20 protein-coding genes are annotated in these 23,596 nt (G+C 33.4%); 13 read left to right on the top strand and 7 right to left on the bottom strand.

From position 1 onward, the window contains the following. Nucleotides 1-66 precede the first annotated feature (66 nt). The 5 genes from ACHMWN_RS08270 to ACHMWN_RS08250 all read right to left on the bottom strand — a co-directional run bounded on the left by ACHMWN_RS08270 (nt 67) and on the right by ACHMWN_RS08250 (nt 7,330). The gene (locus ACHMWN_RS08270) at nt 67-2,301 is read right to left on the bottom strand and encodes a TonB-dependent receptor domain-containing protein (RefSeq protein ID WP_397299558.1); all 2,235 of its coding nucleotides are present in this window, start codon (nt 2,299-2,301) and stop codon (nt 67-69) included. 34 nt (nt 2,302-2,335) lie between these two features. Beyond that, nucleotides 2,336-2,476 (bottom strand): hypothetical protein, encoded by a 141-nt coding sequence (locus ACHMWN_RS08265; RefSeq protein WP_397299555.1) that lies wholly within the window; start codon nt 2,474-2,476, stop codon nt 2,336-2,338. Nucleotides 2,477-2,625: 149 nt separating this feature from the next. After that, nucleotides 2,626-3,273 carry a hypothetical protein gene (locus ACHMWN_RS08260; RefSeq protein WP_397299552.1) on the bottom strand — a complete coding sequence of 216 codons (648 nt, stop codon included), beginning with the start codon at nt 3,271-3,273 and terminating at the stop codon, nt 2,626-2,628. Nucleotides 3,274-3,277: 4 nt separating this feature from the next. Next, nucleotides 3,278-3,778 carry an RNA polymerase sigma factor gene (locus tag ACHMWN_RS08255; RefSeq protein WP_397299550.1) on the bottom strand — a complete coding sequence of 167 codons (501 nt, stop codon included), beginning with the start codon at nt 3,776-3,778 and terminating at the stop codon, nt 3,278-3,280. A gap of 213 nt (nt 3,779-3,991) precedes the next feature. Further along, the gene (locus ACHMWN_RS08250; protein ID WP_397299547.1) at nt 3,992-7,330 is read right to left on the bottom strand and encodes a leucine--tRNA ligase; all 3,339 of its coding nucleotides are present in this window, start codon (nt 7,328-7,330) and stop codon (nt 3,992-3,994) included. A gap of 599 nt (nt 7,331-7,929) precedes the next feature. On the opposite strand from ACHMWN_RS08250, the gene ACHMWN_RS08245 reads away from it, so the two are divergent. The 9 genes from ACHMWN_RS08245 (at nt 7,930) to ACHMWN_RS08205 (ending at nt 16,787) form a co-directional block, all read left to right on the top strand. Next, nucleotides 7,930-8,808: a cell division protein FtsX gene (locus ACHMWN_RS08245; RefSeq protein WP_397299545.1), complete on the top strand. Its 879-nt coding sequence runs from the start codon at nt 7,930-7,932 to the stop codon at nt 8,806-8,808. 46 nt (nt 8,809-8,854) lie between these two features. Continuing rightward, nucleotides 8,855-9,034, top strand: coding sequence for a DUF3098 domain-containing protein (locus ACHMWN_RS08240; protein ID WP_397299542.1), 180 nt, complete (start codon nt 8,855-8,857; stop codon nt 9,032-9,034). Nucleotides 9,035-9,040: 6 nt separating this feature from the next. Further along, nucleotides 9,041-9,835 carry an undecaprenyl-diphosphate phosphatase gene (locus tag ACHMWN_RS08235; RefSeq protein WP_397299540.1) on the top strand — a complete coding sequence of 265 codons (795 nt, stop codon included), beginning with the start codon at nt 9,041-9,043 and terminating at the stop codon, nt 9,833-9,835. Between the two features lie 29 nt (nt 9,836-9,864). Continuing rightward, nucleotides 9,865-10,599 (top strand): tRNA pseudouridine(55) synthase TruB, encoded by a 735-nt coding sequence (truB, locus tag ACHMWN_RS08230; RefSeq protein WP_397299537.1) that lies wholly within the window; start codon nt 9,865-9,867, stop codon nt 10,597-10,599. Between the two features lie 6 nt (nt 10,600-10,605). Next, nucleotides 10,606-11,466 (top strand): YitT family protein, encoded by an 861-nt coding sequence (locus tag ACHMWN_RS08225; protein WP_397299535.1) that lies wholly within the window; start codon nt 10,606-10,608, stop codon nt 11,464-11,466. A 10-nt stretch (nt 11,467-11,476) separates the two neighbouring features. After that, the gene (locus ACHMWN_RS08220) at nt 11,477-12,436 is read left to right on the top strand and encodes a bifunctional riboflavin kinase/FAD synthetase (RefSeq protein WP_397299532.1); all 960 of its coding nucleotides are present in this window, start codon (nt 11,477-11,479) and stop codon (nt 12,434-12,436) included. Between the two features lie 467 nt (nt 12,437-12,903). Continuing rightward, nucleotides 12,904-15,117 carry a cation:proton antiporter gene (locus ACHMWN_RS08215; protein ID WP_397299529.1) on the top strand — a complete coding sequence of 738 codons (2,214 nt, stop codon included), beginning with the start codon at nt 12,904-12,906 and terminating at the stop codon, nt 15,115-15,117. Between the two features lie 21 nt (nt 15,118-15,138). Continuing rightward, nucleotides 15,139-16,194: a DUF2157 domain-containing protein gene (locus tag ACHMWN_RS08210; RefSeq protein WP_397299526.1), complete on the top strand. Its 1,056-nt coding sequence runs from the start codon at nt 15,139-15,141 to the stop codon at nt 16,192-16,194. Further along, entirely contained in the window at nt 16,191-16,787 is a 597-nt protein-coding gene (locus ACHMWN_RS08205; protein WP_397299523.1) for a YdeI family protein, read from the top strand. Before ACHMWN_RS08210 ends, ACHMWN_RS08205 begins: the two co-directional genes overlap by 4 nt. A gap of 75 nt (nt 16,788-16,862) precedes the next feature. On the opposite strand, the gene ACHMWN_RS08200 is transcribed toward ACHMWN_RS08205, so the two are convergent. Together ACHMWN_RS08200 and uvrA are read right to left on the bottom strand one after the other, a co-directional pair. Next, nucleotides 16,863-17,477, bottom strand: a complete 615-nt coding sequence (locus ACHMWN_RS08200) for a LysE family transporter (protein ID WP_397299520.1) — start codon at nt 17,475-17,477, stop codon at nt 16,863-16,865. A gap of 56 nt (nt 17,478-17,533) precedes the next feature. After that, on the bottom strand, nt 17,534-20,335 hold the full coding sequence (uvrA, locus tag ACHMWN_RS08195) for an excinuclease ABC subunit UvrA (RefSeq protein WP_397299517.1): 2,802 nt from the start codon (nt 20,333-20,335) through the stop codon (nt 17,534-17,536). Nucleotides 20,336-20,601: 266 nt separating this feature from the next. Between uvrA and ACHMWN_RS08190 the strand changes: the two genes are divergently transcribed. The 4 genes from ACHMWN_RS08190 to recA all read left to right on the top strand — a co-directional run bounded on the left by ACHMWN_RS08190 (nt 20,602) and on the right by recA (nt 23,543). Further along, nucleotides 20,602-21,192: an RNA polymerase sigma factor gene (locus ACHMWN_RS08190; RefSeq protein ID WP_173273854.1), complete on the top strand. Its 591-nt coding sequence runs from the start codon at nt 20,602-20,604 to the stop codon at nt 21,190-21,192. Between the two features lie 216 nt (nt 21,193-21,408). Further along, on the top strand, nt 21,409-21,600 hold the full coding sequence (locus tag ACHMWN_RS08185; RefSeq protein ID WP_397299514.1) for a hypothetical protein: 192 nt from the start codon (nt 21,409-21,411) through the stop codon (nt 21,598-21,600). A gap of 136 nt (nt 21,601-21,736) precedes the next feature. Further along, nucleotides 21,737-22,381 carry an endonuclease III gene (gene nth, locus ACHMWN_RS08180; protein ID WP_397299511.1) on the top strand — a complete coding sequence of 215 codons (645 nt, stop codon included), beginning with the start codon at nt 21,737-21,739 and terminating at the stop codon, nt 22,379-22,381. 148 nt (nt 22,382-22,529) lie between these two features. Further along, nucleotides 22,530-23,543: a recombinase RecA gene (gene recA / locus ACHMWN_RS08175; protein WP_397303555.1), complete on the top strand. Its 1,014-nt coding sequence runs from the start codon at nt 22,530-22,532 to the stop codon at nt 23,541-23,543. Nucleotides 23,544-23,596 lie beyond the last annotated feature (53 nt).

Genomic DNA, 23,596 nt, shown 5'->3' with positions numbered 1-23,596 from the left:
ATGATTAAACAAAAAAGCCTCTGCTAAAATAGCAGAGGCTTTTTTGTTATGCAGTAGTATTACGTTTTATTGTTGCACACCACCCATTTGACCACCTTGTTGATTTTGGTCTTGTTTGATATCATCATTTTTGATTTTCTTTTTCTCGGTAAATTTCAACTTACCAAATTTATAGCTAAAGTTCAAACCAAATGAACGTAATGGATAATAAATATTTTGAGTTTGATAATTATCATCACCTCGTGTTACTGTTTCGATATGTAAATCACGTTTAAATGGATTCAACACATTTAAACCAATTGTCCCTTGTTTTTTGAAGATGTCTTTTTTAACAGCACTACCATAAAAGAACATAGGTTCTGTTTTACTCTGGTAGGTATAACGAGGTGAGTTAACCACTCCAAAAAATTCTAAGCTCCAGCCACCTTTAAATGTATTTGCAGAACGCATAAAGAAATTGTAGTTCAAAAATGTTCCTTCATTCATTCCTTTGATGTCTGGTCTACTTTTAACTTCATACGTATTTAACGCAATGTTACTCATCAATGTCCATTTTGGAAGAGGATTGTAAGAAGTAAATAAGTTAAAACCAAAGCTTTGTGTTGTCCCTACGTTTTCGAATGTAGATAAAATTTTACCTGATGATGGATCGTTTTTATTAATAGCTTCAATAATATTTTTTGTATTACGATAGAAAATAGATGCATTAATAATTGAACCTTTAATATATGTAGAATAACCAAACTCCATGTTATCACTTAACTCTGGCGCTAAATCAGGATTTCCTTGAAAGTCAAACGAAATGTTGCTCTTATTTAAAAAAGGATTTAGATAGGCTAAACTTGGACGTTGCATCCTACGATTATAGGCTAATTTTAAAGTTGTTTTACCTTTAATAGTTTGAGATAAAATTGCGCTTGGAAATAGGTTAAAGTAATCATTTTTATTATTAGAGAAATTGATAGCTGTATATTCTGCTCTAAGCCCGCCCTTAAACTGTATTTTCTTAGTTAAATTAAAAGCAATTGTACTATAAACTGCACCGACATTTTGATCATAATCAAAATCTTGGTTTAAACCTGCATCATATTTACTCTGGATATTTCTAAAGATGGCCTTTCCCCCAGCTTCAAAAGTTACTGTTTTACTAAAAGGATAAACATAATCTGTTTGTGCGGTATACTCCCTATTTTCGCCAACATTATTACTTGCATCATATTTAACAGGTAAATCTGCAACAGTTCTTTGATCGTTAACAAATTCATTTGTATTCTTTCCTGTAGTTAACTGACCAGATATAGAAAATTCTTCCCCTTGTTTTTTGGTTGTTAACTTATAATCCATATTCCAATCTAAGTTACCATTGCTCATGTCTGTACTACTTATAACTTTCCCAGTTTGCACATTATTGATAAAAATACCTGATTTACCAGGGCCACCATTGTAAAAACGAGTGTATTTGGCATTTGTACTGATGTTATTATAAGCGTTAAAATCATAATCTAAACCAAGACTTCCATTATAGGCTTCTCTAGTCCAATCTGAAGTACCATCTTGTAGAACACCCGTAGTTACATTGTTCTTAGTAATTTCATTATAAAACACCACTCTCGATTCTTGTGGATAAGCCAATTGAGTTCCTAAAGCTGTATTTACACTGAATCGTCCTGTTTTAGCAGTTAAATTGAAAGCACCAGCATTTTGACGAGTTCCAGTCGTTGCGTTTACACTTCCACTTACACCTTCTGCATTACTTTTTTTGGTAATAATGTTAATGATACCTCCAGAACCTTCTGCATCATATTTAGCAGATGGATTGGTAATCACTTCCACACTTTTAATTTGATCTGCTGGCAACATTTTCAACGCATCCGCTACGCTATTTGCCATAGTACCTGAAGGTTTTCCATTGATTAAAACACGAACAGAACTTCCACGTAATTGAACATTACCATTAATGTCAACCGAAAGCATCGGCACTTTGCGCATTACATCAGTTGCATCTCCACCTGCATTTGTAGCATCAGCCTCCGCATTGTACACCAAACGATCAATTTTATTCTCTACTACTGCTTTTTGTCCAACAATGTTTACTTCGCTTAAGGTATTTGCAGTAGCACTTAAAATGATAGAGCCAACATTATAATCTGGTTTCTCTGGTGTAGTTTTTATGGTTACACTTTTCGTTTTATAACCCATAAAACCGATAGATAATTTATATTCATCTGGTGCAACGTTTTGTAAAATGATTTTACCTTTTTCATCTGTTACACCACCATTTACAGCCTTACCATCTTTCACTTTTAGTAAGGAAACTGTAGCATAATCTACTGGTTTATTGGTTACTGAGTTCTAAAATAATTGCGGTAATACGACCTGTTACAGTTACTTTTTGTCCACCTCCCATTCCAGGAAATTGAGCTTTAGCATTGAACATGAAGATTAAACCTATACTTAAAAGTAGAATTCTTTTCATTGTATTATTAATTTGTTTGTTTCTTAGTCTAACAAAAGTAGCTTTTGTTACATGTTTATAGAGAGATTTTAGACCATCAGGAACGATTTGACGGTGAATGCTGATTTTTTGACGGTGAACTGTTTACTAGAAATGCTGTCTGAAACCAGTTAAACTTTTTCGAAGTTCTCTATTTCTTTTAAAAATTTTCCCGATTTGATAATTGAACTCCATTCCACACCATAAAATATCATTCTAAACCATCTTTTATCCATATTTTTGATATTGATGTTTTTGTAAAACCAAATGCCTATATAAGTTAACAGCAATACTACTGGCATTTGAATAAGCCAAAATGCTATGGGATTTTTCTCAATTAATTCTAATCGAATATTCCAAGTTGCAAATACTGGAAATTGCAAAAAACAAATGCCTATTACTCTTAACGTTGAACTCTGCAATTTTGCCATTTTTTGCTGCATTTGTAAAATATTTTCACTTCTATCTATTTCACTTATTAGTACCAATTGCCTAATGTACATAATGACAGCAATCACCATAATTAATAAATGAATACCTACCGATAAATTGATAAAAATAGAAGCAAAAGGAATTAAATGATATAGAAAATAACCCACCAAAGCTGAATAAATAATTCCTATAAAAACGACTAAAAGCTTATAATTTCTAGCTGGCCTAAGGGCATTTTTAGCTTTTTGTTGTTGTAATTCTGCTATAATTTTTTGATTAAGAGAAAGCGATTTTTCTAATTTTTCATCGTATTGTTTCCAAAGATTGATGATTTCTATATTTTCCATGTGATTAATTGTTAGTAGAAAATTTCTGTTTAAGTTGTTCTTTAATTCTTCCAATTTTTGTGGCCACATTGGTGGAAGTAATACCTATAATTTCCGCCATTTCTTTATGAGATTTTTCTTCGAGATACAATAACATCAATGCTTTATCTAAAGGCTTTAATTGGTTGATGAACTTTTGCAATGCATTTAAGTTTGCTTCCAATCCTTCTTCTAGGTTCTCATCAACAATTTCAATTAAATGCTCTTCACCCATTAAAACTGTGTTTGTTGTTTTTTGCTCTTTTCTATAAAATGAAATGGCAACGTTTAATGCAATGCGATACATCCAAGTAGACAACTTGTATTCGTTATTGAAATTTCCCCACGATTTCCATAGCTGAAATATGATTTCTTGTGCCAAGTCTTCGCGATCATCCGCATTTTGGCAATAAGAGTTACATATTTTAAATATGAGACGCTTATTGGTTTCAATAATTTTTAAGAATTCTTGTTGATTGTGTTGCATTAATTAAATCGTCTTTCCCTATTAATCGCAGCAAGGTCAGAAATATCACAAGGAATGTGAAAAATAATTTCTGGGAGATAAAAGATAGCCGCAAATTCGCAGATTATTTTGATTTTACATGGGCTCGTTGAACATTAATGCTTAAAACAAAAGCCACAGATGGACAGATTTAAATCTGCTAATCTGTGGCTATCTAATGTCTAATGCAGTGTATTAAACTACAATATTCACAATTTTTCCTTTTACAAAGATGATTTTCTTAGGCGTTTTGCCTTCTAAATATCCTTGCACCTGCTCATTTGCCAAAACAATTTCTGTAGCTTGATCTTGCTCTAAACTTAAACTCAAATTTAAATTCATTCTCATTTTACCATTAATAGAAACTGGATAAGCGAATTCTGCTTCCTCTAAATAAGCTGGATTAAAGGTTGGATATGGTGTGTTTGATAAATCTGTATTGCCTAACAATGACCATAATTCTTCGCAAATGTGTGGAGCATACGGTGAAAGTACAACCACTAAATCTTCTAAAACCTGACGATTTTTACATTTCAAGTCTGTTAATTCATTTACTGCAATCATGAAGCTAGAAACTGATGTATTGAACGAAAAACGCTCTACATCATCTTGTACTTTTTTAATGATTTTATGCAATGCTTTTAATTCCGCTTTTGTAGGGATCGAATCATTTACATGAAAGACCCATTCTTCATTGTGGAATAAACGCCAAAACTTACGTAAGAATTTAAATACACCTTCAATTCCGTTAGTATTCCAAGGTTTACTTTGCTCTAAAGGACCTAAGAACATTTCGTACATACGTAATGTATCAGCACCGTATTGTTGAGCTAAAATTTCTGGGTTTACTACATTATAATAGCGTTTAGACATCTTTTCTATCTCTACACCACAAAGATATGTCCCTTTTGTATGTTTAGAGTTAGTTCCATCTTCATATATAAATTTCGCATCAATAAATTCTGGTCTCCATTGTCTGAATTCGTCCTGGTTTAATATATCATTATGAACAATATTAACGTCAACATGAATTTCTGAGATGGATACTTCATCTCCCAATTCAACATCAATCATCCAACCTTTTAATAGATCCTTATCTTGACTTTTCTTATATTGTTGATAAAGTGTGTGTGATATAAAATAGGAATCTTTAATATTTCCTAAATTACCTAAAATACTCAGTCTATAGACAATACTTGATCTACCTTGTATCATCCCTTGGTTAATCAACTTTTTGAAAGGCTCTTCTTCATTTACATAACCTAAATCTTTCAAAAACTTGTTCCAGAAACGGCTATATAATAAGTGACCAGTTGCGTGTTCAGAACCACCAATGTATAAATCTACGTCTTTCCAATAGGCAATGGCCTCTTTTGAAGCAAATTTATTTCCATTTTGCGCATCCATATAACGATACCAATACCAACTACTTCCCGCCCAACCTGGCATGGTAGAAAGTTCATATTCATACCGATCTTCATAACTCCAGTCTGTTGCTCTTCCTAATGGTGGTTCGCCGCTTTCAGTTGGTAAATATTTATCAATTTCTGGCAATAACAATGGCAATTCTTCTTCCTTAATTAAATAAGGTAATCCATCTTTAAAGTAAACCGGAATTGGTTCTCCCCAATAACGCTGACGACCAAAAATTGCATCACGCATGCGGTAATTTACTTTCGCTTTTCCAACGCCTTCTCTTTCTATCCAATGATTTAAGTATGAAACCGCTTCCTTATAGCCTAAATTATTTATGAAATCAGAGTTGATATATTTTCCTTCCTTAGTTGGATCAGCTTCTACTTCAATATCTTTTTGAGCATCTAAAATTTGGATAATCGGCAAATTGAAATGTTTTGCAAATAGCCAATCACGTTGATCGCCACTTGGCACACCCATTACCGCACCAGTTCCGTAACCCGCCAAAACGTAATCAGCAATCCAAATTGGCACTTCTTCACCATTTACAGGATTAATCACATAACTTCCTGTAAATGCTCCAGAAACTGTTTTCGTATCCGCCATACGGTCTAATTCAGATTTCTTTTTGGTTTGAGCAATGTAATTATCGATATCTGCTTTTTGTGCTTCAGTTGTTAAGGCTTGCACTAATTCATGTTCTGGTGCTAAAACGATGAATGAGACACCAAAGATGGTATCAACACGGGTGGTGAATACTTCTATATAAGCCTCACCCCGACCCTCTCCAAAGGAGAGGGAGTTTAAATCGTTACTTTTAGTAGCAACTTTATCCTCTCGATTATCAAGTTCTGTTTTTATTTTATTGGCAACGAGATTAACATTACTTAAAACCTCCTCATTTGAGAAACGAATTACTTCAAAACCCAATTGATTTAAAGCATCTGTTCTAACTTTATCATTTTCTTGAGCTTCCAAGTGATATCCACCATCTACCTCAATGATTAACCTTTTAATTAAACAAATAAAATCAGCAATATATGCTCCAATCGGATGCTGTCTTCTTATTTTATGTCCAGTTTGATTATTTCTTAATTTTTGCCAAAGTGCATCTTCAGCATCAGTTTGATTTCCCCTATTTGCTCTTGCATTAGTTTTTAACACTTCCCACAACAATGGATCTGCAGTTTCATAACCGTAATTATTAGCTCCCTCTCCTTCGGAGAGGGTTGGGGTGAGGCTTATTGAGAATTTCACACTCGCTCCTACACTTTTACCAATCCAGTTGCGTTGCATTTCCTTAACTGGTTCAGGCCAATCGATAGTATTTAAACCTTGCAATAATCGCTCTGCGTAAGCCGAGATTCGCATGCTCCATTGCATCATTTTTTTCTGTTCAACAGGAAATCCTCCACGTTCAGAAAAACCATCTTTCACTTCATCATTAGCCAAAACAGTTCCCAATGCTGGGCACCAATTCACCGTACTTTCCTTTAAATATGTTAAACGATATTTTAATAATTCAACTTGTTTTTCTTCATCTGTAAATGCCGCCCAATCGCTAGGCATAAAATCTTTTACATCTTCATCGCAAACCGCTTTTACATAGGCACTGCCACCTGCATTAAATTTTTCAATTAAGGTAGTAATATCTTCTGCTTTGTCAGTCTCTAAGTTGTACCACGAATTAAATAATTGCATGAAAATCCATTGCGTCCATTTGTAATAAGATGGGTCGCTTGTACGAACTTCTCTACTCCAATCGAATGAAAAACCAATTTGATCTAACTGGCGACGATATGTTGCAATATTTGCTTCGGTTGTAATTGCTGGGTGCTGACCAGTTTGAATAGCATATTGTTCTGCTGGTAATCCAAAAGAATCATATCCCATTGGATGCAAAACATTAAATCCTTTTAATCTTTTATATCTCGAAAAAATATCAGATGCAATATAGCCCAGTGGATGCCCAACATGTAAACCCGCTCCAGATGGATAGGGAAACATATCTAACACATAATATTTTGGTTTACTAGAATTGGTATCGGCTTTAAATGTTTGATTTTCTGCCCAAAATTTTTGCCACTTCTGCTCTATTGCTGCAAATTGATAATCCATTAATTTCCTCTTTCTTAAATAGTTTGCGAAAATAAGCAAATTAAGCCTCTTTTTTAAGTGTAGCGCATAAAAAACGCCATCTCTTTTTAAAAGACGGTGTTCGTACTGCAATTTGTTGGTTAAATCCTTATCTGCTTAGGTAATTAGTTTCTGTAATTTTAGGATTTGAGCTTATTACTGTTCCTAAAATTGAAAATGATTCTGTGTTATTATAGCCACTTAATTCTAAATCTTTTTGAGAAAAATCCATACAAATCAAGGACGGGAGGATGTCCTGAAATGTCCGAAAATGTCTGGACTTGTCTGTGAAGAATTAGAATTCTCCTAGAGTTCTCCTAGGTTTGTTCTGGTATTGTTCTGCTAAAACGCGGTTTTCTAGGAGGAATGTAGGAGCAAACTGGGAGCAAACCATATGTTAGATTGATAAACATCAGCATTGATGAGGATGAGAAAGTTAAATAATGTTAAGTCTCTATTGATTAATGCAAAATTTACTAATTTACTTTCCTTAAATTAAGCATCAATGCAAAAACAAAAAGGCATTTATTTACATTTCTGCTTATCTTTCTTTATTTTCGCAAAAACAAAAACATAAATACATGGAAGAATTTGAAGTAAGCGAAGCTTCTAAGAAGACAAAAACCATTTATATTTCCACCATTTTTAGCATTGCATTGGTTTTACTAATGTTAGGTATGTTGGGTTTAATCTTGGTTCATGCTAAAAACTTATCCAATTATGTAAAAGAGAATATTGTTTTAAACATTATTGTTGATGAAGGCGCTAAAGAAACTGACATTTTAGCTTTTCAAAAAGAGTTGAATGCAAACACAGCAGTTAAGCAAACTCAATATGTAAATAAAGAAGTTGCACAACATAACTTGACCAAAGACTTAGGCGAAGATTTTGTAAACTTTTTAGGATACAATCCATTACTTTCTACCATTGATGTTTATTTAAAAGCAGATTATGCAAATAACCAAAGCATTGATGCACTTAAAAAAAACATAGAAAAAAACCCAATTGTTAAAGAGGTAATTTATCAGAGTTCTTTAATTGATATGGTGAACAAAAACATTAGCACCATTAGTTTAATTGTGTTGGGTTTTGCAATTATCTTATTAGTAATTGCAGTTGCATTGATCAACAACACTATTCGTTTGGCAATTTTCTCGCAACGCTTTTTAATAAAGAGCATGCAGTTAGTTGGCGCTACCAAAAACTTCATTAGAAAGCCTTTCATATTAGTTGCAGCATTACACGGTTTAATTGCTTCTTTTATCGCAATTATTATTTTGCTTGGGCTTTTATATTATGCACAAAAGGAAATACCTGAAATATTGATTTTAAGAAACTATACCGAATTTGGTTTCGTATTAATTGGTATGATTGCTATTGGTATTTTTATTACCTCAATGAGTACATTATTTGCAGTAAGCAGGTATTTACGTTTAAAAATTTACGATCTATATAGATAATGGCAGAAAAACAATCAGCACCTGTAAAACAGGATAAAAAACAGAATTGGTTTTTACAAAAAAGAACTATCAGTTATTATTAATTAGCGTTGCTATTGTGGTAGTTGGCTTTATTTTAATGATGGGTACCACAGGTGATATTTATGATGTGAGAAGAACTTTAATAGCACCAATGGTGGTATTGTTTGGCTTTGCATTTGGTATTTATGCTGTTTTAAAAAAATAAGGGTTAATGAATTTTATACAAGCCCTAATCCTTGCAATTATTGAAGGATTAACTGAATTTTTGCCAGTTTCATCAACAGGGCATATGATTATTGGCTCCTCTATAATGGGCATCGCTTCTGATCCTTTTGTGAAGTTATTTACGATTTGTATTCAACTAGGTGCCATTTTATCTGTGGTGGTGTTATATTTCAAACGGTTTTTTAAGAGCATTAACTTTTACATTAAATTAGTTATCGCATTTATTCCAGCTGCTATTTTTGGTGTTTTATTGAGTGATAAAATCGATCAAATGTTAGAAAGTCCGCTTACCGTTGGAATTTCTTTAGTAGTTGGTGGGGTTATTTTATTATTCGTTGATAAATGGTTTAGTAATCCGACCATCAATGAAGAAGCAGAAATCAATTATTTAACTGCTCTAAAAATTGGCTTTTTTCAATGCTTAGCAATGATACCTGGCGTTTCTAGATCTGGAGCAAGCATAGTTGGCGGGATGAGCCAGAAATTAAGCAGAAAAGTAGCTGCAGAATTTTCTTTCTTTTTAGCTGTACCAACCATGTTTGCTGCTACAGGCAAAAAATTACTAGACTTTTATAAAGAAGGGCATTCTATTTCGCATGAGCAAATACAAATTTTAGCTTTTGGTAATGTTGTTGCTTTTATCATCGCCCTATTGGCAATTAAAAGCTTTATTGGTTATTTGAACAAAAATGGTTTTAAACTATTTGGATGGTATAGAATTATTGTTGGACTAGTTATTATCGTTTTGATTTTATCTGGACACCAACTCTCTATCATTTAAACCGTAGCTTTGCATCAAAATAATTTCTTTTGGAGAACAAAAACCTACAATTTCCTGATTTTGACTTTGCCCAAGGCGAGCTTCTTCTATTAAACAAACCCTACAAATGGACTTCTTTTGATGTGGTTGGCAAGATTAGAAATTCGCTAAAACCTTTAAAATTAAAAGTTGGACATGCCGGCACATTAGATCCTTTAGCTACAGGTTTATTAATTATCTGTACGGGAAAATTAACCAAGCAAATCGATACTTTTCAGGCAGAAGAAAAAGAATATACGGGCACCATGATTTTGGGAGCGAGCACACCTTCTTTCGATATGGAAACTGAAGTTGATGCAACTTTTGCTATTCAACACCTAACTGAAGAAGAAATTTACGCTGCTACAGAACCCTTTAAAGGTGATATTGAACAATATCCACCAGCACATTCTGCTGTTAAAGTAAATGGCGAACGCTTATACGTGAAAGCTCGTTTAGGAGAAGAAGTCGAACTGCGCAAACGCCACGTTACTGTAAATGCATTTGAAATTACTAGAATTGATTTACCAGAAATCGATTTCAGAATTGTATGTAGCAAAGGAACTTACATTCGTTCGTTAGTTTCAGATTTTGGCAAACAACTAAATAATGGAGCGTATTTATCCAAACTTACTCGTACCCGCAGCGGAAACTTCTTATTAAAAAATGCATTTGAAGTAGCAGATTTGGTTCAGTATCTTCGTAATAAGAGAGAAGAAAATAAACAGGAAACAGAATCCAATTAAGCGTTTATGGAAAACATCAAAAATAAGAATACTCGATTTTTAAAAGAAGGAGCTTTAATTATTTGCGGTGTAATATCTGCTTGCTTCGGACTTAAAAGTTTTTTATTGCCAAGTCATTTTATAGATGGAGGTGTAACTGGTATTTCTCTATTAGTAAGAGCACTAACCGGGTGGAATTTATCTTATTTGATTATCATCATAAATATTCCGTTCATTATAATGGGATACAAACAAATAGGAAAAGGTTTTGCAATAAAAACTACAATTGCCATTGCGCTACTTTCCATCGCTTTAATTGTTTTGCCTTTTAATCCGATTACTCACGATAAATTATTAATTGCATTTTTTGGTGGCTTCTTTTTAGGTGGCGGAATTGGATTGGCCATGAGGGGTGGTTGCGTAATTGACGGAACTGAAGTATTGGCCTTATATATTAGTAGAAATAGTATGTTAACGGTTGGAAATATTATCCTTATCCTGAACATTATTATTTTTGCATTTGCTGCCTATTTTTTAAATATCGAAACAGCTTTATATGCTATCTTGACGTATTTATCTGCTTCAAACACAGTTGATTTTATTGTAAACGGATTAGAAGCGTATACGGGTGTAACCATTATTTCAGAAAAAAATGATGACATCAAACATTTCATTATCAATAATATGAAAAGAGGTGTTACAGTATATAAAGGTGAAGGTGGCTATTTAGAAAAGAAAGACATTGATATCATATATACAGTTGTAACTAAGCTAGAAATGAGCAAATTACAATCTGAAATTAGGCAAATAGATCCAGATGCTTTTGTAGTACAACAACAAATTGCAGACCTTAAGGGAGGTGTTGTTAAACGCCAAGCTTTACATTAAAAGATACGTTTTGAAAATATACCACCAACTTTCTGAATTTAAAAAATTAGACAATGCCATTGTTACTATTGGCACTTTTGATGGTGTTCATTACGGACATCAGAAAATTATAAAACGCTTGTGCGAATTAGCAAAATCTTCTGGTGGTGAAAGTGTAATCTTAACTTTTTTCCCGCACCCGCGGATGATTATTGATCCTGAAAACCAAGATTTAAAATTAATCAATACGATTAAAGAAAAAGCGGAGATTTTAGCAAATTTAGGTGTTGATCATTTAATTATCACTCCATTTACACGAGATTTTTCTAATCTAAGCGCAGCCGAATACATTAAAAACATTTTAGTGGACACCATTGGCACAAAACAAATTATTGTAGGTTACGATCATCGTTTTGGCAAAGACAGAAAAGGTGGCATGAAAGAGTTGGAAGAATGTGCTGCATTGTATAATTACAAAATTGAAGAAATACCTGAGCAGGATATTAATGATGTTGCGGTAAGTTCAACCAAAATTCGTAAAGCTCTTTTAGATGGGGATGTGGCTTTAGCTGAAACCTATTTAGGCTATCACTTTTCTATTAGCGGCCCTGTAATTAAAGGGGATAAAATTGGCAGAACAATCGGATTTCCTACGGCAAACATTTTTGTAGAAGAAACCTATAAACTTATCCCAAGTGATGGGATTTATGCGGTAACCGTTGAAATGCTAGAGGAGAAAGGTAATAATTGCGTAACGTACAAAGGCATGGCGTACATTGGTCAACGCCCAACTATTAACGGCATGACACGTAATATTGAAGTAAATATTTTCGATTTCAATCGTGAAATTTACGGTCAAACCATTAAAATGAATTTCCTAAAATTCTTACGTCACGATGTAAAATTTACAGGTTTGGAAGCTTTAACTCAACAATTACATCAAGATAAAGAAGATACTTTAGCATTCTTTCAGCAAAACCCAAATTTATAATAGTGCCTTAAAGCATTCAAAAACCGATTATTTTTGCTATATTTAAAGCAATGAGGGGTTTTATTACTTTTTTACTATTGTCTTTTTTTTATCTATCTACGACTCATGCCCTAGATAATAGAACTTGTGCAGTTGTTCAAAAGTCGAGTAAGAAATCTATTCTTATTTTGGATAAGGCAAATGTATTATCTAAACGAGCGAAAAGCTCTTTAAGTAAAGAACCATTTTCCGAACATTTAAATCGGATTCATCAAACTATACAACATCCAACTTTAGCAGGTGCAATTAGTTTTCTCTACAGCTATTTAACACTTACATTTTCACCTATTAAATCAATAAAAAAGTTTAAAGGTAAGGTCAATTATAGCTATCAATTTATTTTTAATTGCCTATTTCCGAAGCATACTTTTTGGTAATTCTTTTTGCTAAAACCAGCATTAAAATTATTCATCAAAAAAATATACTTTATGATTCACTTACCTGTATTAATTGCCGATTTAGGTCTTATCCTTGCTGCAGCTGGAGTAACTACACTCCTATTTAAAAAAATTAAACAACCATTAGTATTGGGCTATATTTTAGCCGGTTTATTGGTTGGTCCACATATTAACATTATTCCAACTGTTAGCGATTATAAAAGCATCACCATTTGGGGTGAAATTGGTGTAATCTTCCTTTTATTTAGTCTTGGACTTGAATTCAGTTTCAAAAAATTAGTAAAAGTTGGCGGTTCTGCATCAATTACTGCTATTGTAAAAGTACTTTTCATCATCCTAGCTGGTTACCTCATTGGTATAGCTATGGGTTGGAATAACATGGATAGTATTTTTCTTGGTGGGATTATTTCTATCTCCTCTACTATGATTACCATTAAAGCTTTTGAAGAACTCGGCATTAAACATAAAAAGTTTGCCGGTTTGGTATTTGGTGTATTGATCGTAGAAGATTTGGTAGCCATTTTATTACTAGTCCTGTTTTCTACAATGGCAGTGAGTCAGCAATCTGCTGGCCCAGAAATGATCAAATCAATCCTAAAACTAAGTTTCTTCCTGGTGTTGTGGTTTTTAGGTGGAATATTTTTAGTGCCTACATTTTTAAAGGCCACCAAAAAACTAATGAATGATGAGACAATGTTGGTGGTATCATTAGCTTTATGTTTAGTTATGGTTTTATTAGCAGATAAAGCTGGTTTTTCTCCTGCATTGGGCGCATTTATCATGGGGTCTATATTGGCAGAAACTACTCAAGCAGAACGAATAGAACACTTAACAAAATCTGTTAAAGATTTATTTGCCGCTGTATTTTTTGTTTCCGTAGGTATGTTAATCAACCCAAGCATATTGATTGAATATGCAATGCCTATCTTTTTAATTACGTTAGTAATTATTTTCGGAAAAATTCTATTTACTGTTCTTGGTGCTTTGTTAGCTGGTCAACCACTTAAAACTTCGGTACAAGCTGGTATGAGTTTAGCACAAATTGGGGAATTCTCATTTATCATTGCCACGTTAGGCGTAAGTCTAAAAGTAACAAGCGAATTTCTATATCCTATCGCAGTAGCCGCAGCAGCACTTACCACATTTACAACACCCTATTTAATTAAACTATCAGAGCCTCTTTACAACTTTTTAACTAACAGATTGCCACAAAGATGGTTAAATGGAATTGAAAGATACAGTTCTAGTACAGAAGGTATAACAACTTTAAGCGACTGGAAAATCTTACTCCGATCGTACATATTTAATACCATTATCCACGCTGTAATTATTATTTCTATTATCTTATTGGCAGCTCGATTTTTAAATCCATTTATAGCAAATCAGTTAGATATAGGCTCAAACGCAACAATCATAAGTGCAATTATCTCTTTTATCTTAATGACTCCATTCTTATGGGCATTATCTATCAGAAGAATACAAAAAACTGCTTACTCACATTTATGGCTCAATAAAAAATATACACGAGGACCATTAATAGTTATTGAAGTGCTCAGAATTTTATTAGGGATTTTCTTTGTAGGATTTTTAATGTATGAATTTTTTGATACCTGGATTGCAGCTGGAATAGCATTAGCACTTGTCATATTGGTCATGATTATTTTCTCTCGTAAACTACAATCGTTTTACAATAAATTGGAAACAAGGTTTATGTTAAACTTAAATGCTAGAGAAAATAGAACGCCAGATATTTTACCTTGGGATACGCACTTGACCGAGATTACGGTTGCACCAGAATCAGAACTGGTAGGAAAAACTTTAGTCGATTTGAAAATTAGAGAGCAATACGGTGTAAATATTGCTATGATTGAAAGAGGCAAAATCAATATTTCAACGCCAAGTCGAGATGAACGTTTATATCCATACGATAAATTATTAGTTATTGGAACGGATGATCAATTAGCGAATATCAAACCTTTATTTGATGGAATTATAGACGAAACTTTAGTTTCTATTCCTATGCAGGATATGTCATTGCAAAAAGTTATCATCAACAGTAAATCTCCTGTTTTTGGACAAACCATTAGAAATTCTGGCATTAGAGAACAAACACAAGGCCTAGTAGTGGGCATTGAACGCGATGGTCACCGTATTTTAAATCCAGATTCTAATTTGATATTTGAAAATGGAGATATTGTTTGGATTGTAGGAAATAACAAACGCATTCCAGATTTGTTGAAATAATTTAATTTATCTTAGTAAAAGATGAAGAAAATAGACCAAGAAAAAGGTGAGTTTTTGGAAGAAATAATTAAGTACTGGGAAGAAGAAAACTTACTTAATGAAGCTACCGCAAATAAATTACGCCAAAGTTACGAAGCTAAAGTATTCGATTGGCGTAGGTTAGCACAATATTCATTTTGGGTGGCAATGGCTTGCGGTGTTATTTCTCTAGGGGCGTTACTGATAGACAAAACCTTGCTCAATTATATTCAAAGGCTATACAATACACCAAATAGTTTAATTAGCTTATTCTCAGCATTAGCTGCAATTGGTCTGTTTATATTGGGTTTTAAAAGAAAAAAGACTAAGCCCGAAAAGGTTTTTAGCAATGAAGCTCTTGTTTTTACTGCTGTAATGCTTACCGCAAATGCCATTGCCTATTTCGGAAAATCATTGAATAATGGCAGCAATCATTTCTCAATTTTAATATTACTATCTGTAGTAATTTATGCAGGCTTAGCTTATTTGTTTAAATCAAGGCTAATTTGGGTATTTACCTTACTTTCCTTTGGTGCTTGGTTCGGCACTGAAACAGGCTATTTATCACGTTGGAGTGGCTATTTTATAGGCTTAAATTATCCGTTACGCTTTGTATTATTCGGTTTATTCCTTACTGCTGTTTCGTTTTTATTAAGACGTAAGAAAAATCTCCAACGTTTTTTCCCAACTACGTATATCTGCGGAATGGCTTATCTTTTTATATCTCTTTGGTTGCTTTCGGTGTTTGGCAATTACGGCACTTTAGAAAGCTGGTATGCCGTAAAACAAATTAACCTGTTTTACTGGGCTATAATTTCGTCAACAATGTGTGCGATTAGCATTTTTATTGGTTTAAAATACCATGATGAAGTTGCTAGAGAATTTGGTATTACTTTTTTATTTATAAATTTATATACACGCTATTTCGAATATTTTTGGGATAGTTGGCATAAAGCATTATTCTTTTCTGTATTAGCCATTTCATTTTGGTTAATTGGCCGCAAAGCAGAAAAAATATGGAATATTGAGTTCACTAAGAATAAAATGGATCGAAAATGAAACAATACGATGAACGTGTAGATGCTTACATCGCAAAAGCTGCACCATTTGCACAACCAATTTTAATACATTTAAGAAATACCATTCACCAAGCCTCTCCTTTAATTAATGAAACCATTAAATGGGGATTTCCTCATTTCGATTATAAAGGCACTGTTTGTTCTATGGCAAGCTTTAAAGCACATTGCGCTTTTGGTTTTTGGAAGTCTTCTTTAATGAAAGATCCTTATCAAATTTTCGAAAAAGATGCGATGGGCACTATGGGAAGAGTTGAAAAAATGGAAGATATCCCTGAAACTAAAATTCTTACAGAATATATTTTAGAAGCATTAAAGCTGAATGAAGAAGGTACAAAAGTTAAAAAGGTAGTCACGCCAAAGGCGGAAATTGCAATACCATCAGACTTTGCAAGTGTATTGAATGAAAACCCAAGAGCCAAACAACAGTTTGAAAACTTTAGTCCATCACACCGTAGAGAATACTTAGAATGGATAACAACTGCTAAAGCAGAAGCCACCAGAATAAAACGTATGTCGACAACAATTGAATGGTTAAACGAAGGAAAATCTTTAAACTGGAAATATCAACGCTGATTTCTATAACTCCTATCATTTTAAACGAAAGTAAAATCTTAAAGCAGTGAAAAGTTTGGGTTATACTACTATGTCTTACCCTAAATAAACCAAACTTTGTTTAATAATAAGATACAACGCTAATGCATAAAGAAACAATGCAATAGAGCGATTAATGATATGGCTACTCAATGCAAATTTCTCTTGAATATATTTTGCAAAATGAGCATATCCATATAAAGCTAAAGCCGAACCCATACCCGAACCCAAACTAAAAATCACTAATGATAAGTAATTAGTATGGATCCACTCATGAAGAATCACATAATTGCCAAAAAACAACCAAAAAGGAATTTGTACTGGATTTAAAACTCCTAGCAACATTCCATAAAATACACTACCCTTTCTACTTCTGTTATCTTCACTCCTTGTTTTTGGGACTTTTTTACGATTAACCCAAGTAATTGTGCCCATTACAATAAAGAGCAAAATCATAAATAAGTCTACATATGTTCCTAATCTTACCTCACTAATGTTAGCATCAAGGTTAACATCACTTGATACCCAACGAGCAAAACGCATCATTCCGAAGGTAAAAAACACTTCTACGCAAGAAAAAGAAAGTATAAAGTACAATGCCTGACGCATGCCTTTGTTAATGGTAAGCTGCGCCACAGTAAGGTTAATATTTCCCGGAGGGATATAGCCCATGGCATTTAATACGATGCCTATTAGTAAGGTTAGGAAGAGCATAGTTTGCTAAGATACTATTTCAAATGTGCTTTTAAAAATTGACCAGTATAAGAACCTTTAGCATTTTGTAAATCTTCAGGCTTCCCTTCAAACACTACGTGTCCGCCTTTATCACCGCCTTCTGGACCAATATCGATCACCCAATCCGCACATTTAATCATATCCATATTGTGTTCAATCACTAAAATTGTATTTCCCTGTTCTATTAATGTATTTAAGGCTTTCAATAGCTTTTTAATATCATGAAAGTGTAGACCAGTGGTAGGTTCATCAAAAATAAACATTGTTTTTTGTGCATTATTTCCTTTGATTAAAAAGGAAGCTAATTTGATGCGTTGCGCCTCACCGCCAGATAAAGTATTTGACGATTGACCTAAATGCACATAACCTAAACCTACATCTAATAATGGATTTAGCTTTTGCAATATTTTAGGTTCTTTGGCAAAAAATGTAACTGCTTCTTCAATGGTTAAATCCAAAATATCCGCTACGTTTTTATCCTGATAAGTAATGTCTAAAACTTGTTGCTTAAATCTTCTTCCACCACAAGTTTCACAAGGCAAATAAATATCTGCCATAAACTGCATTTCTATTTTCACTTCACCCTCACCCTGGCACGTATCACAACGACCACCTTCTACATTAAAAGAAAATGCTGCAGGTTTTAATCCACTAGCTTTTGCAGCTGGTAAAGCCGAAAATAAAGCTCTAATATCATCCCAAGCTTTAACATATGTAACTGGATTTGAACGCGAAGAACGTCCAATTGGGTTTTGATCCACCATTTCAACAGCACTCACCAAATCGATATTACCAAAAACACCATCGTAACTACCAGTTTGCTCACCTGCATAATTACCTATAGCTTTTTGCAAAGCAGGATAAAGAATTTTCTTCACCAAACTCGTTTTTCCAGAACCAGAAACTCCACTCACACATGTAAAAATTCCAAGTGGGAATTTCACGTTGATGTTTTTTAAGTTATTTTCTCTAGCTCCTTTGATAAGGATATGGTCTTTCCACTCACGACGTTTTGCTGGAATAGCGATTTCTTCTTTTCCAGCTAAATAACGACCAGTTAATGAATTTTTATCTTTGATGATTTCATCATAAGTACCACTAAAAACTAAATTTCCTCCATTCGTGCCCGCTTCAGGACCAATATCTATGATATGATCCGCAGCTTTCATCATTTCTTCTTCATGCTCTACCACCAAAACGGTATTACCTACATTCCTTAATGATTCTAAAACTTCAATCAGTTTATGCGTATCTCTTGGATGCAAGCCAATACTTGGTTCATCTAAAACATAGACTGAACCAACCAAGCTACTCCCTAAGGAAGTTGCCAAATTAATCCGCTGACTTTCGCCACCAGAAAGGGTATTAGATAAACGATTTAAAGTTAAATAGCCTAAGCCAACATTATTCAAGTATAAAACCCTACTCGTAACTTCAGCTAATAAGCGTTTAGAAATTTTAATTTCAGTTTCTGATAATTCTAATTTTTCAAAAAATGGAAGTATTGTTGATAAAGGCATTAAGACCATATCTAAAATAGATTTTCCATCAATTTTTACATACGACGCATCCTTACGCAAACGAGTTCCTTTACAATCAGGACAAATCGTTTTTCCCCGGTAACGCGATAACATTACTCGGTATTGGATTTTATATGTTTGTTCTTCTAGCTCTTTAAAGAACTCATCTAAACCAGCAAAATACTTATTTCCTGTCCAAATTAAACGTTGTTGTTTTTCTGTTAATTCGCTATACGAGCGATGAATTGGAAAATCGAATTTATCCGCATTCTTGATAAACTTCTTTAACCATTCACCCATTTTTTCACCACGCCAAGGTGCTATTGCATTATCGTATAAGCTTTTGCTCTTATCAGGAATTACTAAATCTTCATCAATACCAATTACATTTCCATAACCCTCGCAACGTTTACATGCACCATAGGGATTATTAAAGCTGAAGAAATTAGGCGTTGGCTCTTCAAACTTAACACCATCTAATTCAAAACGATCGCAAAAGAAGGTTTGTTTTCCTTCGTGTTCTACAAAGCAATCGCCTTTGCCTTCAAAAAATGCAGTTTGAACAGAATCCGCCATACGACTTAACGTTTCTTCTTCTTCGTTTACAACAATTCTATCTATTAAAATACGAATGGTCTCGCTATCTGTCAATTCAACATCTTTTATCGAAGGATCTTCTAATAGATCTTCAATTTTTGCAATTTTACCTTTAAAGTAAACGCGTAAGAAGCCTTTTTGCAACAATACCGCTAATTCTTCTTTAACCGAGCGGTTGTTATGAGGATGCAATGGGCAGAAAATAGTTGCAACTACATCATTTCCTAAACCTAAAATAAAATCCACTACTGTGGTAACTGTATCTTTTTTAACTACTTCACCAGATATTGGCGAATAGGTAATGCCGATTTTAGAGAAAAGCAATTTTAAGTAATCGTAAATCTCGGTAGATGTACCTACCGTAGAACGTGGATTTGAAGTAATTACTTTTTGTTCAATTGCGATAGCAGGTGCAATACCTTTAATATAATCTACATCGGGTTTATTCATTCTGCCCATAAATTGCCGAGCATAAGATGATAAACTTTCTACATAGCGTCTTTGGCCTTCTGCATATAACGTATCAAAAGCTAAAGAGGATTTACCCGAGCCAGACATACCAGTAATTACAACCAATTTGTTTTTAGGTATGGCAACATCAATATTTTTAAGATTGTGAACTCTTGCCCCTTTTATAATGATATTTTTGTGTGGATCTTTCTCTATTTCCTTGCTCATGAACCGCCTTTGTAGCTATACTATTTTACAACCTCAAATTTACGAATTTGGTTTCAACCTAGCTCTATATTAGTACTATTTTACAAAAATTTACATTTTTTAACATATTTATTGTTGGATTATCAAAAAAAAATCCGTCTTTTGGAATTGTAACTCACACAAGTTAGAAACCACCATCTTAAAACAGGAGAAACGCTATAGATTAAAAAGCTACTTATTTATTTTAATTTTTAATAAAAAGAGAAGAGTTTTAGTTACGCACTCCTATGAAATTACAACAGCACAGTGATCAGGATTTGGTGAAGTTATATCTTAACGGAGAAGAATCTGTTTTAGAAGAGTTACTTCGAAGACATAAATCCAAAATATACACATCTATTTATTTATTGGTAAAAGACCAATACTTAGCCGAAGACATTTTTCAAGACGCTTTTATTAAGGTAATTAATACCTTACGCAGCGGCAGATATAATGAAGAAGGTAAATTTTTACCATGGGTGATGCGTATTGCGCATAACTTGGTCATCGATTATTTCCGTCGCGAGAAACGTGCGCCCGTAATTACCAGCGCTGATGGTACAGATGTACTTAATCTTTTGCAAATTCTTGAAGAAAGCACAGAAGATAGAATGTTACGTGAGCAAACACACGCAGATTTAAGAGCAATGATTCATCTTTTACCTGATGAACAGAAAGAAGTATTAATTATGCGTCATTATGCAGATTTAAGCTTTAAAGAAATAGCCGATTTAACAGATGTAAGCATTAATACTGCTCTAGGCAGAATGCGTTATGCGTTAAGCAATCTTCGTAAAATGATGAATGTGAAAGAAGTAACATCGCAAAGAGGTCTATAACATCAACCATTTATTCGTTATAAAAACCACAGATTGATAGATAATTAAAAAATCTGTTAATCTATGGTTAATAAAAACTACGAATTCATGCTCATAATCCATTTTATGAAATATAATTTGGAATACGCAAATAATTTAATCCAGTTGTAAAATAATATGTATGCAATTGCGTTTAGATTTAAAAACTTAATTATATTTCTAATTGTTTAATTGCGTATGACAAAAACCTCTACTTCAACCAACATTGTAAATTCTCTTAACACCCAACTTGTGGAAAAAGTTGCAGATGAAGCCGATCAACAGAATGAGCTATTTTACAACAGCATTAAATCCAAATTGGATGAGCTAGTTAAAAATCCATCAGATGAAATCATTAATAGGATTTTAGCTTACAGTAAAAAGAAATAATTTACAAAAAAGAAAAGCCCATTAACTCGAAGTTAATGGGCTTTTTAACTTTAATTACCTATCAATTTTATTTTGATATTTCTTATTACTGTATTTTGTTTACTTGATACTTTGTACCCGATACCTATATTTGTTCATGCTTAAAAAAGAACGGTATCAACTTTTTGTTTCTCATTTTTCTGCCAAACAACCCAACGCTGAAACAGAATTACATTATAATAATCCTTATCAATTGTTGGTTGCCGTTATTTTATCAGCACAATGCACCGACAAAAGGATAAATCAAGTTACTCCTGCTCTTTTTCAACGTTTTCCAAATGCAAAATCACTTGCAGAAACCACACCAGATTTAGTTTTCGATTACATTAGAAGTGTAAGTTATCCAAACAATAAAGCCAAACATTTAGTGGGCATGGCAAATATGTTGGTTAATGAATTTAATAACGAAGTACCATCTGATGTTGATCAATTGCAAAAAATGCCAGGCGTAGGCCGTAAAACTGCTAATGTAATTGCTTCTGTAATTTATGATGCACCTGCAATGGCAGTTGATACACATGTATTTAGAGTTGCTAATAGAATTGGTTTAACAAACGGCAAAACTCCATTAGCTGTAGAAAAAGATTTAGTAAAACATTTACCAGAGCACACAATTGCAATGGCACACCATTGGTTAATTTTACATGGACGTTATGTTTGTGTAGCTAGAAGTCCTAAGTGTAGCATTTGCGAGATCACACACTTTTGTAGGTATTTCGAAAAGACCTTTAAAACTAAATAAATTAGCTATGTTGATAATTTTATTAAAATATTTTAAATATTATTTGCATAAATCAAATTTAAATTAATATGTTTGCTAAAGTTATTAGTATTACAAAATTAGATTATTAGCCGATACATATATATTATTTACTTAGAGAATGACGAAAATGAACCCAAACGCAGAAAAATTAAAAGCACTACAATTAACCTTAGATAAATTAGAAAAATCATACGGTAAAGGTTCCGTTATGAAATTAGGAGATGCTGCCGTAGAAGCAATCGATTCGATTTCTACAGGCTCTATTAGTTTAGACATTGCCTTGGGCATTGGCGGTGTTCCAAAAGGTCGTGTGATAGAAATATACGGACCAGAATCATCTGGTAAAACTACTTTGGCTACGCATATTATTGCAGAAGCTCAGAAAAAAGGCGGCATCGCAGCATTTATTGATGCAGAGCATGCATTTGATAAAGGCTATGCAAAAAAATTAGGTGTAGATGTAGATAACCTTTTAATTTCACAACCAGATAATGGTGAACAAGCACTAGAAATTGCTGATAATTTAATTCGTTCTGGCGCAATTGATGTAATCGTAATTGACTCGGTTGCAGCTTTAGTACCAAAAGCAGAGATTGAAGGTGAAATGGGTGATAGCAGAATGGGTTTACAAGCTCGCTTAATGAGTCAAGCGCTACGTAAGTTAACTGGAACAATTGCTAAAACTGGATGCTGCTGTATTTTCATCAATCAATTACGTGAAAAAATTGGGGTGATGTTTGGTAACCCAGAAACTACAACTGGTGGTAATGCTTTAAAGTTCTATGCATCTGTACGTTTAGATATTCGTAGAACGTCACAAATTAAAGATTCAGATGAAGTTTCTGGAAATAGAGTGAAAGTCAAAATCGTTAAAAATAAAGTTGCACCACCTTTCCGCATAGCTGAATTTGACATTATGTTTGGTGAAGGTATTTCTAAAACTGGAGAAATTATTGATTTAGGTGTAGATTTTAACATCATTAAAAAAGCTGGATCTTGGTTCTCTTATGGAGAAACTAAACTAGGTCAAGGAAGAGATGCAGTTAAACAGTTGTTATTAGATAATCCAGAATTATCAGAAGAGATTGAAGCTAAAATTAGAGCTGAAGTAACAGGCGAAAAATTAGAAGAGAAAATATAATCTCAAAATAATCATCATCATAAAAAAAGGAGAATTTTTCAATTCTCCTTTTT

Origin of the sequence: Pedobacter sp. UC225_61, assembly GCF_044452285.1 — a bacterium.
In the GTDB taxonomy this organism is placed as follows: domain Bacteria; phylum Bacteroidota; class Bacteroidia; order Sphingobacteriales; family Sphingobacteriaceae; genus Pedobacter.
This window is presented reverse-complemented; position numbering and strand designations above follow the sequence as displayed.

Excerpts from the sequence above, each read along its gene's own strand:
- ACHMWN_RS08210 (WP_397299526.1), top strand. The coding sequence starts at position 15,139 with ATGAAGAAAATAGACCAAGAAAAAGGTGAGTTTTTGGAAGAAATAATT.
- uvrA (WP_397299517.1), bottom strand. The coding sequence starts at position 20,335 with ATGAGCAAGGAAATAGAGAAAGATCCACACAAAAATATCATTATAAAA.
- ACHMWN_RS08190 (WP_173273854.1), top strand. The coding sequence starts at position 20,602 with ATGAAATTACAACAGCACAGTGATCAGGATTTGGTGAAGTTATATCTT.
- ACHMWN_RS08225 (WP_397299535.1), top strand. The coding sequence starts at position 10,606 with ATGGAAAACATCAAAAATAAGAATACTCGATTTTTAAAAGAAGGAGCT.
- ACHMWN_RS08265 (WP_397299555.1), bottom strand. The coding sequence starts at position 2,476 with ATGAAAAGAATTCTACTTTTAAGTATAGGTTTAATCTTCATGTTCAAT.
- ACHMWN_RS08245 (WP_397299545.1), top strand. The coding sequence starts at position 7,930 with ATGGAAGAATTTGAAGTAAGCGAAGCTTCTAAGAAGACAAAAACCATT.
- ACHMWN_RS08205 (WP_397299523.1), top strand. The coding sequence starts at position 16,191 with ATGAAACAATACGATGAACGTGTAGATGCTTACATCGCAAAAGCTGCA.
- recA (WP_397303555.1), top strand. The coding sequence starts at position 22,530 with ATGAACCCAAACGCAGAAAAATTAAAAGCACTACAATTAACCTTAGAT.
- ACHMWN_RS08250 (WP_397299547.1), bottom strand. The coding sequence starts at position 7,330 with ATGGATTATCAATTTGCAGCAATAGAGCAGAAGTGGCAAAAATTTTGG.
- ACHMWN_RS08185 (WP_397299514.1), top strand. The coding sequence starts at position 21,409 with ATGACAAAAACCTCTACTTCAACCAACATTGTAAATTCTCTTAACACC.
- ACHMWN_RS08215 (WP_397299529.1), top strand. The coding sequence starts at position 12,904 with ATGATTCACTTACCTGTATTAATTGCCGATTTAGGTCTTATCCTTGCT.
- ACHMWN_RS08260 (WP_397299552.1), bottom strand. The coding sequence starts at position 3,273 with ATGGAAAATATAGAAATCATCAATCTTTGGAAACAATACGATGAAAAA.
- ACHMWN_RS08200 (WP_397299520.1), bottom strand. The coding sequence starts at position 17,477 with ATGGGCTATATCCCTCCGGGAAATATTAACCTTACTGTGGCGCAGCTT.
- ACHMWN_RS08235 (WP_397299540.1), top strand. The coding sequence starts at position 9,041 with ATGAATTTTATACAAGCCCTAATCCTTGCAATTATTGAAGGATTAACT.
- ACHMWN_RS08255 (WP_397299550.1), bottom strand. The coding sequence starts at position 3,778 with ATGCAACACAATCAACAAGAATTCTTAAAAATTATTGAAACCAATAAG.
- nth (WP_397299511.1), top strand. The coding sequence starts at position 21,737 with ATGCTTAAAAAAGAACGGTATCAACTTTTTGTTTCTCATTTTTCTGCC.